At 74.4% G+C, this 14,938-nt stretch carries 3 protein-coding genes and 1 pseudogene; all 4 read left to right on the top strand.

Annotated features, from left to right (window positions below; translation table 11 throughout):
• The first annotated feature begins 274 nt into the window (after positions 1–274).
• The 4 genes and pseudogenes from IF55_RS05460 (at position 275) to IF55_RS05445 (ending at position 14,878) form a co-directional block, all read left to right on the top strand.
• Positions 275–499, top strand: coding sequence for an MbtH family protein (locus tag IF55_RS05460; RefSeq protein ID WP_030876093.1), 225 nt, complete (start codon positions 275–277; stop codon positions 497–499).
• A gap of 49 nt (positions 500–548) precedes the next feature.
• On the top strand, positions 549–2,615 hold the full coding sequence (locus IF55_RS05455; protein WP_030876091.1) for an ABC transporter ATP-binding protein: 2,067 nt from the start codon (positions 549–551) through the stop codon (positions 2,613–2,615).
• 615 nt (positions 2,616–3,230) lie between these two features.
• Positions 3,231–10,211 (top strand): annotated as a pseudogene (locus tag IF55_RS39950) (amino acid adenylation domain-containing protein); the annotation flags it as partial.
• On the top strand, positions 10,208–14,878 hold the full coding sequence (locus IF55_RS05445) for a non-ribosomal peptide synthetase (RefSeq protein ID WP_030876088.1): 4,671 nt from the start codon (positions 10,208–10,210) through the stop codon (positions 14,876–14,878). The pseudogene IF55_RS39950 and the gene IF55_RS05445, both read left to right, overlap by 4 nt.
• Positions 14,879–14,938 lie beyond the last annotated feature (60 nt).

Below are 14,938 nucleotides of genomic sequence, written 5' to 3'. Positions count from 1 at the left end.
GGCCCGCACGCTCGGCATCGTCGTCGGGCTGGTCGATGACCCGAAGCGACTCCCGGGCCGGATATCTCGAAAAGCCGGACGTGGTGAATTCCGCGATCATCGACTTCTTCGCCCGAAAGGAATCGTGAGTGCCTTGGTCCTGGTGTCCCGGGCCTGTCCAATGCTTTCGCGTTCGCCGTTCTTGTCGGGCCGGTAGCGCTCGGTTACCGTGATTCGGGCTGTGTCCCGCACGGTCGATTTCCGTTCCCGCAAGGACAGTTGAAAGGAAGTGATCATGACGAATCCGTTCGACGACGAGAACGGCTCCTTCCTGGTTCTGGTGAACGAGGAGAACCAGCATTCGCTGTGGCCCGCCTTCGCCGAGGTGCCGGCCGGCTGGCGGGTCGTTTTCGGGGAGGACATCCGAGAGGCGTGCCTGGCGTACATCGAGGAGAACTGGACGGACATGCGCCCGCAGAGCCTCATCGACGAGATGAACGCGATGGAATCCGCCGGCTGAACGGGACCCGCCCGACCGTGACGAAGAAACCGAGGTGGTATCTGTGGCCATGATGGGTGGCCCAGGGCCGGTGATCATGCGAGGGGACGGGCCGGATCCCTCCTCCACATCGAAGCAACAGGTCAAACCCGGCACGGTAAAGCGGATATTGCCGTTCACAAGGCCGCACCGCCGCAACATCGGCTTTCTTGTGGTCGCGACGACACTGAACGCCGCCAGCGCGGTGGCTCCGCCGCTCCTGCTCAAGTACCTCATCGACAACGGCATCCTCGTCCGCGACACGACGGTCGTCGTGTGGGCGGCCATCGCGGTCGCCGCGCAGGCGCTCCTGGCCGTCCTGCTGGGATTCGCCGAGACCTGGTATTCGGCCCGGGTCAGTGAGGGACTCATCTACGACCTGCGCACCAAGGTGTTCGACCATGTGCAGCGACAGCCGCTGGCGTTCTTCACGCGGGCCCAGACCGGCGCCCTGGTCAGCAGGTTGAACACGGATGTGATCGGGGCTCAGCAGGCGGTCACCCAACTGCTCTCGACGGTCTTCTCCGCCGGGCTCACCCTGCTCTTCGTCCTGATCACGATGGCCTACCTGTCCTGGGTCATCACCCTGCTGGCCGTCCTGCTGATACCGTTCTTCATTCTGCCCGGCCGGCTCATCGGCCGCCGGATGCAGCGGCTCATGCGGCAGCACATGCAGATCAACGCCGAAATGGGCTCCATGATGCAGGAGCGCTTCAACGTCGTCGGAGCGCTGCTGGCCAAGCTCTACGGGCACCCGCGGAGCGAACTGGGCCAGTACGCCGGGCTGGCGGCCAGGGGCCGCGAGGTCGGCGTCCGGCAGTCCGTCGCCATGAAGATGCTCTTCCTCTCGACGATGCTCGTGGGCTCCCTGGCCACCGCCGCGGTGTACGGCATCGGCGGCGGCCTCGTCATCAACGGCGCGTTCCAACTCGGTTCGCTGGTGGCCCTGGCGACGCTGCTCACGCGTCTGATGATGCCGGTCGGCCAGCTCTCCAACGCCCAGGCGGACGTGATGACCGCACTCGTCAGCTTCGACCGCCTCTTCGAGGTGCTGGACCTCAAGCCGCTGATCGCCGAGCGGCCGGGCGCCGTACCGCTGCCCGCCGCCGACGGCACCGCGGCGGCACCGGACATCGAGTTCGACGGGGTCTCGTTCCGCTACCCGAAGGCGGCCGAGGTCTCGCTCGCCTCGCTCGAATCGATCGCCCTGCCCGCACAGGAGCGCTCCGACAACGCCTGGACGCTGCGCGACCTGAACTTCACCGCGCCGGCCGGGAAACTGACCGCGCTGGTCGGCCCCTCGGGCGCCGGCAAGACGACCATCACGCACCTGGTGCCGCGGCTCTACGACCCGCTGGAGGGCGCCGTACGCATCGGCGGTCAGGACCTGCGCGAGGTGACCCTGCGGTCGCTGAACGACACGGTCGGCATGGTCACCCAGGACGCGCACCTCTTCCACACGACCATCCGCGAGAACCTGGTCTACGCCCGGCCGGACGCCACCGAGCAGGACCTGATCGACGCCTGCAAGGCGGCGCAGATCTGGCACCTGATCGACCTGCTCCCCGACGGCCTGGACACCGTGGTCGGCGACCGCGGGTACCGGCTCTCGGGCGGCGAGAAGCAGCGCATCGCCATGGCGCGGCTGCTGCTGAAGGCCCCGCCGGTCGTGGTGCTGGACGAGGCCACCGCGCACCTCGACTCGGAGTCCGAGGCGGCGCTCCAACGGGCCCTGCGGACCGCGCTGGCCGGCCGGACCTCGCTGGTCATCGCCCACCGGCTCTCCACGATCCGGGACGCCGACCAGATCCTCGTCATCGGCGAGGGCCGGGTCCAGGAACGCGGCACCCACGATGAGCTGCTGGAGCTGAACGGGCTCTACGCGGAGCTGTACCGCACCCAGTTCTCCGGCCCGTCCAGGAATGGCGACGCGCCGCTCGCCGACGAGCCCGCCGACGGCTACGCGGTGACCCGATCGGCCGGCGCCGCCGGTCCCGGCTACTTCACCACGGGCGCCGGGCCCGGCGACTTGGGAGGTCCCGGGCCGGTGCTCCACGGTACGGGCCCCGGCGGCCCGCCGGGCCCGGGCCCGGGGTGACCCGCGGCCTCCCCGCGCGGCGCCGGGGGGCGGCCCGGCCGAATGGCGTGGTGTCCGTGACGTCGTACGCGACGGAATGGACCCCACGCCCTTCTATTGGTGCCCAAGCCCGTACAACGGACGGTTGGACGGGCGAGGCCCGGCGGCGTGCCACAGCGGTAATTGCCCTTCTTGGACGAGACGCCTGTCCATCCGCCGGCGGTTGACCCCGCACACCCGGGCGCGCAGAGTGGATACCGTCGGCTCTGAAAGCCCCGACGAGATTTCCGAGGGGGCTGCGGAAGCCGCGGTACGGGGAAAGCTCATGGTTTTCCGAAGAGGACGGCAAGGCATCTGTGGCATTCATAGCCGCATTCCTTTCCGGTTGTTCGACTACCCGGTTCCGATTCCTCGTGCCCGCGTACCGTGCGAATGATCGGACACGCAGTCCTGTGGCCACGGGCCCCGAGCGGGACGGGCGATCGCCGGCGCACGCCGCGTCGACCAAGGGGGAAATATGAACGACCAAACGGATCCCACGCTGCCCTTATCCGAATACCGGCAGGGGAATTGGAGGGACCGGCGTGCGGACGACCGCGCCTCGGCGGAACGCGTGCGCCGGCGGAGCGGGCACGGCGTCAACGGGCGGTCGCGGGGCGGAACGCTACGGAGGGTGAGATGACTGAGGTGCCGGGCGTCTTAGTGCCGGAGCTGATAGCCCGGCAGGCGGAGCGGGCCCCGGGGGCGGTGGCCCTCCTGGACGGTGAACTGGTCGTAAGTTACGGGCAGTTGGAGGCAGAGTCGGCACGGCTGGCCGCGTATCTGACCGGCCTGGGCACGCGGCGCGGTGACCGGATCGCGGTGGTGATGGAGCGCTCGGCGGGGCTGCTCGTGACGCTGCTGGCGGTGTGGAAGGCGGGCGCCGCGTACGTGCCCGTGGATGCCGGATATCCGGCGGAGCGGGTGGCGTTCATGCTCGCCGATGCCGCGCCGGTGGCGGTGGTGTGCACCGGGGCGAGCCGGGACGCGGTGCCGGCCGGCACGCCGGGGCGGGTGACGGTGCTGGACGACCCGCGGGTGCGGGCGGCGGTGGCGGCGTGCCCGGCCGACGGGCCGGCGGTACGGCTGGGCGCGGACGACCTGGCGTACGTGATGTACACCTCCGGTTCGACGGGGCTGCCGAAGGGGGTGGCGGTGTCGCACGGGAGCGTGGCGGGGCTGGCCGCCGAACCCGGTTGGGGCGTCGGCCCCGGGGACGCGGTGCTGATGCACGCGCCGCACGCCTTCGACGCGTCGCTGTACGAGGTGTGGGTGCCGCTGGCCGCCGGGGGCCGGGTGGTGGTGGCGGGGCCGGGCGCGGTGGACGCCCAGCGGATGCGCGCGGCGGTGGCCGACGGGGCCACGGCGGTGCATGTGACGGCGGGGTTGTTCCGGGTGCTGGCGGAGGAGTCCCCGGAGTGCTTCGCCGGTCTGCGGGAGGTGCTGACCGGGGGCGACGTGGTGCCCGCGGCCTCGGTGGCGCGGGTACGCGCGGCCTGCCCGGAGCTCTCCGTACGGCATATGTACGGGCCGACCGAGGGCACGCTGTGCGCCACCTGGCATGTCCTGCACCCGGGGGAGGAGACACCGGAGCCGCTGCCGATCGGCCGCCCGCTCACCAACCGGCAGGCGTACGTCCTGGACGCGCACCTGCGGCCGGTGGGGCCGGGCATGGTCGGGGAGCTGTACCTCGCCGGCGCGGGGCTGGCGCTGGGGTATCTGGCTCGGGCGGGGCTGACTGCGGAGCGATTCGTGGCCTGCCCGTTCGCCACCGGGGCTTCCGACGGGGCATCGGGTGGGCCTCCGGGCGGGCGGATGTACCGGACCGGGGACCTGGTGCGCCGGACGCACGACGGTGAGTCGGTCTTCGTCGGCCGGGACGACGGTCAGGTGAAGGTCCGCGGGTTCCGGGTGGAGCCGGGCGAGGTCGAGGCGGCGCTGACCGCGCATCCGGCGGTCGGTCAGGCCGTGGTGGTGGCGCGGGAGGACCGGCCCGGCGAGCGGCGCCTGGTCGGGTACGTGGTCCCGGACGCGACCCCGGGCCCGGCTGCGGCGCCGCGTCCGGACGACCGGCGCGCGCGGACGGTGGCGGACCCGGGAGCGCCGTCGTCCCGTACCGGGGGGTCCTCGCCGGCTCGTACGGGCGGCGGCGCGCCGGCTCGTACCGGCGGCGGCGCGGTGGCTCGTACGGGCGGTGTCGCGGCGGCTCGTACGGCTGGTGTCGCGGCGACCCACGACACCGGCGCACTGCTCGCCGCCCTGCGCGAGCACCTTGCCGGGGCGCTGCCGGAGTACCTGGTCCCCGCCGTGCTGGTGCCGCTGGACCGGCTGCCGCTCACCCCGAACGGCAAGGTCGACCGCGAGGCCCTGCCCGCGCCCGACTTCGCCGCGAAGGCATCGGGACGGGAGCCGCGTACGGCGGCCGAGGAGACCCTGTGCGCGCTCTACGCCGAGGTGCTGGGGCTGGATCGGGTCGGCGCCGAGGACGGCTTCGTCGAGCTGGGCGGCGACTCGATCATGGTCTTGCAACTGGTGTCGCGGGCACGGCGGGCCGGGCTGGCGGTGACGCCCCAGCAGGTCTTCGACCTCAGAACGCCCGAGCGGCTGGCGGCGGCCGGGGCCGCCGGCGCGGCGGAGCCCGCCGCCGGGCACGCGGGAGCCCGGGATGCGGGATGCGGGGGCGCGGGAGCCCGGGACGCGGGAGCCGGGCACGCGGGAGCCCAGGACGCCGGAGCCGAGGGCGCGGGAGCCGCAGAGGCGCCCGGCGCGGGCGGGCACACGTCCGGCGACTTCCCGCTGCTGGACCTCTCCCCGGACAGCGTCGCGGAGCTGGAGGCCGCCGTGCCGCGGCTGACGGACATCTGGCCGCTGTCCTCGCTCCAGGAGGGGCTGCTCTTCCAGTCCGCCTTCGAGGAGCGGGGCCCGGATGTCTACGAGACCCAGTGGATGCTGGAGCTGACCGGCCCGCTGGACCCCGCCCGGCTGCGGGCGTCGTGGGCCGCGCTCTCGGACCGGCACGCCGCGCTGCGCGCGAGCTTCCACCACAGCGCCTCGGGCCAGGCCGTACAGGTCATCCGTGACGCGGTGGACCTGCCGTGGCGGGTGGCGGACCTGTCGGCGCTGGCGGAGTCCGAAGTGCCGGACGCCATCGAGAAGCTGGCCGTACAGGAGCAGCGGCGGCGGTTCGACCCGGCGGTCGCGCCGCTGCTGCGGCTGCTGCTGATCCGCCTCGGCGAACGGCGCCACCGGCTCGTCGTCATCAGCCACCACATCCTGATGGACGGCTGGTCGATGCCGGTCCTGCTCGATGAGCTGGCCACGGTGTACGAGGCCGGCGGGGACGCCTCGCACCTGGAGCCGGCCGCCTCCTACCGGGACCACCTGGCGTGGCTGGGCCGGCAGGACAAGGGGGCCGCGCGGGCCGCCTGGAGCGCGGAGTTCTCCGGGGCGCGGGAGCCGACGCTGGTCGCCCGCGGCGCCGGGGAGCCCGGCCCGGCGGACACCGGGCACCTCGTCACCGACCTCCCGGCCGAGGTCACCCGCGGCCTGGCCGCGTTCGGCCGGCGCCACGGCCTGACGGTGAACACCCTGGTGCAGGGCGCCTGGGCGCTCGTGCTCGCCCGGCTGTCCGGCCGTACGGACGTGGTCTTCGGCGCCACGGTGGCGGGCCGCCCGCCGGAGCTGCCCGGCATGGAGTCCATGGTCGGCCTGTTCATCAACACGCTGCCGGTACGGGTGCGGCTCGACGCCGGGCGGTCGGTGCTGGAGACGCTGCGGGAGCTGCAGGAGCACCAGACCGCGCTGCTGGCCCATCAGCACCTGGGCCTGTCGGAGGTCCAGCGGCTGGCCGGCCCGGGAGCCGTCTTCGACACGCTCCTGGTGCACGAGAACTACCCGCGCCGGGCCGCCGGCCCGGCCGCGCCGGGCGCCCTGTCGTTCGCGGTCCTGGGGACGCGCGAGGCCACGCACTACCCGCTGACCCTGGGCGTCGTACCCGGCGAACGGACGCGGCTGCGCCTCGCCCACCGCCGGGACCAGGTCGCCGCCGAGACCGCCGAGGCGCTGGCCGGACGGCTGGTGCGGGTCTTCGAGCAGATACTGGCCGACGGCTCGGCGCCGGTGGGCCGGATCGGCGTCCTGGACGCGGACGAGCACCGGCGGGTGGTCGAGGACTGGAACCGCACCGCGGTGGCGGTGGCCCCCGAGCCGCTGCCCGCGCTCTTCGCCCGCCAGGCCCGCCGGTCGCCCGACGCGATCGCCGTGGACGACGGCCGACAGCGGCTCACGTACCGCGAGTTGGAGTGGCGGGCGGGGAGCCTGGCCCGGTTCCTGATCAGCCTCGGGGTGGGCCCGGAGGACCGGGTGGCGGTGGCCGCGGAGCGGTCGGCGCCGACGCTGGTCGCCGTGGTGGCCGTGTCGATGGCGGGCGGGGTCTACGTACCGGTGGACCCGGCCTATCCGGCGCGGCGGGTGGCGTTCGTGCTCGGCGACGCGGCCCCGGCCGCGGTGGTGTGCACCACCGGCACCCGGCACGTGGTCCCGGACGGCTACGGCGGCCGGGTGGTCGTGCTGGACGATCCGGCGGTGGCCGCGGTCGTCGCGGGCCACGCGGGCGGCAGTGTGCGGGACGCGGAGCGCCGCACGCCGCTGCGGGTGGACAACGCGGCGTACGTGATCTACACCTCCGGCTCGACCGGCACGCCGAAGGGCGTGGCCGCCACCCACCGCGGACTGCGCAACCTCGTCGCCGACCGCGTCGCGCGGCACGCGCTGGACGCCGGCAGCCGCGTGGCCCAACTGGTCTCGCCGAGCTTCGACGTGGCGATGGCCGACACCTGGCCGGTGCTGTGCGCGGGCGGCCGGCTCGTACTGGCGCCGCCGGGGCCGCCGCCGCTCGGCGAGGACCTGGCCCGCCTGCTGCGCACCCGGCGGGTCACCCACGCAGCCATGACCGCGGCCTTCCTGCCGCTGCTGCCGCCGGAGGAGCTGCCGGAGCTGCGCGCGCTGACCATCGGCGGCGAGCCGATGACCGAGGACGCGCGGCGGCGGTGGGCCACGGGACGGGAACTGTTCGCCGAGTACGGGGTCACGGAGGCCACCGTCGTCTCCACCGTCAGCGCCCCGCTGACCGGCGGCGAGGCGCCGACGATCGGCCGCCCCATCGCCAACTCCCGCTCGTACGTGCTGGACGCGTTCCTGCGGCCGGTGCCGCCCGGCGTGGTCGGGGAGCTGTATGTGGCCGGGGTGAGCCTGGCCCGCGGCTACCTGGGGCGCGCGGGGCTGACGGCGGAGCGGTTCGTGGCCTGCCCGTTCGCCGCCGAGGCCGCTGGTAGGTGGTCCGACGGGGCGTCCGACAGGTCGTCCGGCGGGTCGTCCGGTGGGCCTTCCGGCGGGACGTCCGGCGGGCCGCCCGGCGGGTCGTCCGGTGGGCCTTCCGGCGGGCGGATGTACCGGACCGGGGACCTGGCGCGCTGGACGCACGACGGCGAGCTGGTCTTCGTCGGCCGCGCCGACGCACAGGTCAAGGTGCGCGGATTCCGCGTCGAACTCGGCGAAGTGGAGGCCGCGTTGACGGCGCACCCGGCCGTCGGCGAGGCGGTGGCCGTGGTCCGGGAGGACCGCCCGGGCGAGACCCGCCTGGTCGGCTACGTGGTCCCCGGCGGACGGCCGGTGGACGGCCGCGCGATACGCGAGCACGTGGCCGGGTCGCTGCCGGAGTACATGGTGCCGGCGGCCGTGGTGGTGCTCGACGAGCTGCCGCTGACGCCGAACGGAAAGGTGGACCGGACGGCCCTGCCCGCACCCGACTTCGCGGCGCGGGCCACCGGACGCGCCCCGCGCACCCCGGCCGAGCGGGTCCTGTGCGACCTGTTCGCCGAACTCCTGGGGCTGGAGGGCGTAGGGGCCCAGGACAACTTCTTCGAGCTGGGCGGCGACTCGATCGTCTCGCTGCAACTGGTGTCCCGGGCCCGGCGCGCCGGCCTGGTGGTGACGTCCCGCCAGGTCTTCCAGGCGAAGACCCCCGAACGGCTCGCGCGGCTGGCCGAGGCCGTCGGGCCCGCGTCCGCCGCGCACGCGGACGGCGAGGCGGGCGTCGGCCGGGTGCCCTGGACCCCGGTCACGCACACGCTGGGCGACCGGGTCACCGGCGGCCGGTTCGCGCAGTGGATGGTCGTCGGCGCTCCGGCGGGGCTGACGCGTGAGGTGCTGGTGGCCGGGCTGGGCGCCGTGCTGGACACGCATGACATGTTGCGGGCGCGGGTGGTGGCCGACGGCGCGGAGCGGGCTCTGGTGGTGAGTGAGCGCGGTGCGGTGGATGCCGCCGCGCTGGTGAGCCGGGTGGCGGTGGTCGGCGGCTTGGACGAGGTGGCGGAGCGCGCGGCGCGGGTGGCGGTGGGGCGGCTCGATCCGGCCGCCGGGGTGATGGCGCAGGCGGTGTGGTTGGACGCCGGTCCGGGCCGGGTGGGCCGGTTGGTGCTGGCGGTGCATCACTTGGCGGTGGACGGGGTGTCCTGGCGCATCCTGCTACCGGACCTTCAGACGGCCTGCGAGGCCGTGATGGCCGGACGGCGGCCGGAACTTGAGCCGGTGGGCACGTCCTTCCGCCGATGGGCCGGAATGCTGTACGAGCAGGCGTCGGCCCCCAAGCGGGTCGCCGAACTGGACGCCTGGACCGCCCTGCTGGAGGCGGAAGACCCCCCGCTCGGCACAAGCGCGCTGGACCCGGCCATCGACACCATGGCGACTGTGCGCCACCGCTCCTGGTCGGTGCCGAACCGGCAGGCGGCGACCCTGGCGGCCGGCACCCCGGCGGCGTTCCACTGCGGCGCGCACGAGGTGCTGCTCGCGGCGCTGGCGGGCGCGGTCGCGCGCCGGCGGCCCGGCGGCCGTCCCGGCGTACTGGTGAACGTCGAGGGACACGGCCGGGAGCCGGCCGACGGGGTCGACCTGACCCGTACGGTCGGGTGGTTCACCAGCGTGCATCCGCTGCGGCTCGACCTCACGGGGATCGACCTGGACGAGGCGGCGGCGGGCGGCCCGGCGGCGGGCACCCTGCTGAAGGCGGTCAAGGAGCAGGCGCGGGCGGTGCCCGGTGACGGGCTCGGTTACGGGCTGCTGCGCCACCTCAACCCGGAGACGGGGCCGAGGCTGGCGGCGCTGCCCGCCCCGCAGATCGGCTTCAACTACCTGGGCCGCTTCGCCGCCCGCGCGGAAGCCGCCGCGATCGGGGCGGTCGGCCCCTGGGAGCCGGCCGGCGCGACGGCGATCGGCGGCTCGGACGATCCGGACATGCCCGCCCCGCACGCGGTGGAAGCGGGCGCGGTCATCCGCGACACCGCGGACGGGCCCCGGCTGACCATCACGCTGAGCTGGCCGGACCGGCTGCTGGCCGAGGCCGTGGTGGAGCGGCTGGGCCGGACCTGGCTGGAGATGCTGGGCGGCCTGGCCGCCCACACCTCGGCACCGGCGGCGGGCGGGCACACCCCCTCCGACTTCGTCCTGCTCGACCTCGACCAGGACGAGGTCGAGCAATTCGAGGCGATAGCGGCACATCTGGAAGGAGGGCTGTCGCTGTGAGTTCCCCAGGGAGTTCCCCGGCCGCTGCCAAGGGGGCCGCGCTGGCCGAGGTATGGCCGCTGTCGCCCTTGCAGGAAGGCATCCTGTTCCACGCCGTCGCCGGCGGCCGGGAATCGGATGTCTATGTCGTCCAGCGGACGATGTCGGTGGACGGGCCGCTGGACGCGGGCCGCCTGCGGGCGTCGTGGCAGTGCCTGCTCAGACGGCACGCGGCGCTGCGGGCCAGCTTCCACCGGCGCAAGTCGGGCGAGGCGGTCCAGCTCATCCCGCGCGAGGTGAACCTGCCGTGGCGCGAGGCCGACCTGGCGCACCTGCCCGCCGACCGGGCGGCGGCCGAGGTGGCGGAACTGGCGGCCCGGGAACGGGCCCGGCGGTTCGACCTGGCGGCGGCCCCCCTCATGCGCCTGGTGCTGATCCGGCTCGGCCCCGACCGGCACGCGATGGTGATGACGTGCCACCACATCCTGCTGGACGGCTGGTCCACCCCGGTCCTGGAGCGGGAACTGGCCGCCGTCTACGCGGCGGGGGGCGACGACGCGGGGCTGGCGCCACCGGCTTCCTACCGGGAGTACCTGGCGTGGCTGGCTCGGCAGGACAAGGAGGCCGCACGCCAGGCGTGGCGGGCCGAACTGGCCGGGGCCGACGGGCCGACCCTGGTGGCACCGGCGGACCCGGGCCGGGCCGCGGCGGTCCCGGAGGTGAGCGCGGCGGAGCTCGGTGAGGAGGCGACCCGCGCCCTCACCGAGTTCGCCCGCGCCCGGCACCTGACCGTGAACACGGTGGTCCAAGGCGCCTGGGCGCTGGTGCTGGCCCGCCTGACCGGGCGCCGCGACGTGGTGTTCGGCACCACGGTCTCCGGGCGGCCGCCGGAAGTGCCGGGCGTGGAGTCGATGGTGGGGCTGCTCATCAACACCCTGCCGGTACGGGTGCGCCTCGACGGGCAGCAGACGCTGCTCGAACTGCTCGCCCAACTCCAGGAGAACCAGTCGCAGTTGATGGCCCACCAGCACATGGGCCTGTCCGAGGTGCAGCGGTTCGTCGGACCGGGTTCCGTCTTCGACACCCTCGTCGCGTACGAGAGCTACCCCACCCTGCCCGGCGGACCGGAGGGCGCCGCCGACGCGCCCGTCTTCCGCTCGCTGGACGTGCGCGAGGCGACCCACTACCCGCTGGCCATGAGCTTCTCCCCGGGCGACCGCTTACGGGTGCGCATGGACTACCGGCCGGACCTGGTCGCCGAGGAGACCGTGCGGTCGCTGCCCGGCCGGGTCCTGCGGGTGCTGGAGCGGATCGTGGCCGAGCCCGGGGCGCTGGTGGGCGGCATCGACGTACTGAGCGGCGCGCCGGAACGCGAGCGGGTGGTCACGGGGTGGAACACCACGGCGGGCGAGTCCGAGGGCGTGCCGGCGCCGGAACTGGTGGCCCGGCACGCGCGGAGCACGCCCGACGCCGTGGCCGTCGTCGACGGTCGACGCCGGCTCACCTACCGGGAGTTGGACATCGCCTCGGATCGGTTGGCCGGTTATCTGTGCGGTCTGGGTGTGGGGCGTGGGGCCCGGGTGGCGGTGGTGCTGGAGCGTTCGGCGGAGCTTCTGGTGGCGCTGTTGGGGGTGTGGAAGGCGGGTGCGGCGTACGTGCCGGTGGATGTGGGGTATCCGGCGGAGCGGGTGGCGTTCATGCTGGCCGACTCGGGCCCCTCCGCTGTGGTCTGCACCGAGGCGAGCCGGAACGCGGTGCCGCCCGACGCCCAAGGGCGGCTGGTGGTCATCGATGACCCGCGGGTGGCGGCCGAGGTGGCCGGGTGCCCGGCGGAGGGGGCGCCGGTCGTGGTCGGCGCGGAGGATCTGGCGTACGTGATGTATACCTCGGGTTCGACGGGCGTGCCCAAGGGTGTGGCGGTGCCGCACGCGAGCGTGGCCGCCTTGGTGAGCGAGCGCGGATGGGGCGTCGACCCGCAGGACGCCGTGCTGCTGCACGCCCGGCATGCCTTCGATATCTCGATGTACGAGGTGTGGGTGCCGTTGGCCGCGGGGGGCCGCGTGGTGGTGGCGGGGCCGGGTGCGGTGGATGCCCAGCGGGTCCGTACGGCGGTGGCTGATGGGGTCACGTCGGTGCATGTGACGGCGGGGTTGTTCCGGGTGCTGGCGGAGGAGTCCCCGGAGTGCTTCGCGGGTCTGCGGGAGGTGCTGACCGGTGGTGATGTGGTGCCCGCTGGGTCGGTGGCGCGGGTGCGGGAGGCGTGCCCGGAGGTGTCGTTGCGGCATCTGTACGGGCCGACCGAGGGCACCCTCTGCGCGACCTGGCACGTCCTGAAGCCGGGGGAGGGGGCGCCGGAGGCGCTGCCGATCGGCCGCCCGCTCACCAACCGCCAGGTCTACGTCCTCGACGCCTTCCTGAACCCCCTGCCGCCCGGCCTGACGGGTGAGCTGTATATCGCGGGCGCGGGCCTGGCGCACGGCTACCTGGAGCGGCCCGGCATCTCCGCCGAGCGGTTCGTGGCCTGCCCGTTCGCCACCGAGGCTGCTGGTGGGGCGTACGGCGGGGGGCCCGGTGGGCCGTCCGGCGGGCGGATGTACCGGACCGGGGACCTGGTGCGCTGGACGGACGACGGGGAGCTGGTCTTCGTCGGCCGCGCCGACGGGCAGGTCAAGATCCGCGGCTTCCGGGTGGAACTCGGCGAGATCGAGGCCGCCCTGACCGCGCACCCCGCCGTCACCGACGCCGTCGTCGTCGCCCGCGAGGACCGCCCCGGCGAGCGCCGCCTGATCGGCTATGTCGTCACGGACGAGCGGGGGGCGGACCCGGAGGCGGTGCAGAGCCACCTCACCGGGACGCTGCCGGAGTACATGGTCCCGGCCGCCGTGCTGGTGCTGGACGCGCTGCCGGTGACCGCGAACGGAAAGGTCGACCGCGCCGCGCTGCCCGCCCCGGACTTCGCGGGACGGGCAGCGCGGCAGGCACCCCGTACGCCCGCCGAGAAGATCCTGTGCCGGCTGTTCGCCGAGGTGCTGGGCGTCGAACGGGTGGGTGCCGAGGACAGCTTCTTCGAGCTGGGCGGCGACTCGATCACCTCCATGCAGCTCGCCTCCCGCTCGGTGCGGGAAGGCGTGCACATCAGCGTGCAGGACGTGTTCGACCGCCAGACGCCCGCCGCGCTGGCGGCCGTCGCCCGGCTCGGTGACGCGCCGGCGGCCGTGCCGGACCTGGGCGTGGGCACGGTGCCCTGGACGCCGGTCATGCGGGCCCTGGGAGAGCATGCGGCGGGCCCCGCGTTCACCCAGTGGGCGATCGCCCGGACCCCGGCCGGGCTGACGCGGGACGTGCTGGTGGCCGGGCTGGCCGCCGTGCTCGACACCCACGCCGTGCTGCGGGCCCGTACGGTGCCCGGGGAGCAGGTGCTGCGGGTGAGTGAGCGCGGCACCGTGGACGCGGCGGCGCTGGTCGCCCGGGTCGACGCGACGGATGTCGCGGCCGACGGCCTGGACAAGGCCGCGGACCGGGCGGCGCGCGAGGCGGCGGGCCGGCTGGACCCCGCGGCGGGCGCGATGCTGCGCGCGGTGTGGCTGGACGCCGGCCCCGGCCGGGCGGGCCGGCTGGCGCTGGTGATCCACCACCTGGTGGTGGACGGGGTGTCCTGGCGCATCCTGCTCCCGGACCTCGGCGCGGCCTGCGAGGCCCTGGCGGCCGGACGGCAACCGGCACTTGAGGCGGTCGGCGAATCGTTCCGGCGGTGGGCGGAGCTGCTGGCCGCGCAGGCGTCGGCGCCGGAGCGGACAGCGGAACTGGACGCCTGGGAAGCCCTGTTGGACGGCCCCGACCCGCTGCTGGGCGGGCGCGCGCTGGATCCGGCGCGGGACACCCGGGCGGCCGTGGACCACGGCATCTGGACCGTCCCGCGACGGGACGCGGCCACCTTGGTCGGCCGTACCCCCGCGGTCTTCCACTGCGGTGTGCACGAGGTGCTGCTGGCCGCCCTGGCGGGTGCCGTCGCGCACTGGCGCCACGACGGCGGCCCCGCGGCCGGCGTACTGCTGGACATCGAGCGGCATGGCCGGGAGCCGGTCGAGGGCGTGGAACTGTCCCGTACGGTGGGCTGGTTCACCTCCGTGCACCCCGTCCGGCTGCGGCTGAACGGCGTGGACCTCGACGAGGCGGCGGCGGGCGGACCGGCGGCCGGTACGTTGCTGAAGGCGGTCAAGGAGCAGTCGCGGGCGGTGCCCGGTGACGGGCTCGGTTACGGTCTGCTGCGCCACCTCAACCCGGAGACGGGCCCGAGGCTGGCGGCCCTGCCCGCCCCGCAGATCGCGTTCAACTACCTCGGCCGGTTCGGCGCCGGTGCCGGGTCCGAAGGTGCCTCCGGCGACTGGCGGTTGGCCGGAGCGGCGGCGATCGGCGGTTCGGCGGACCCGGACCAGCCGGCCCGGTACGCCCTGGAAGCGGGCGCGGTCGTCCAGGAAACCCCCGACGGACCCGAACTGACCCTCCACCTGGGCTGGTCCGCCGGGGTCGTGGACGAGCCCGCCGCCCGGCGGCTGGCCCGGGGATGGCTGGCGATGCTCAGCGGACTGGCCGCCCACACCACCGCCCCCGCCGCGGGCGGCCATACCCCGTCCGACTTCACCCTCGTCGATCTCGACCAGGAGGAACTGGACGAGTTCGAGACCTGACGTACAGCTCATGCACCACCGCGAACCATCGCGAACCGCTATGAACTGCCGTGAACCGCT

The organism is Streptomyces varsoviensis (assembly GCF_000718635.1).
Lineage (GTDB): Bacteria > Actinomycetota > Actinomycetes > Streptomycetales > Streptomycetaceae > Streptomyces > Streptomyces varsoviensis.
This window is presented reverse-complemented; position numbering and strand designations above follow the sequence as displayed.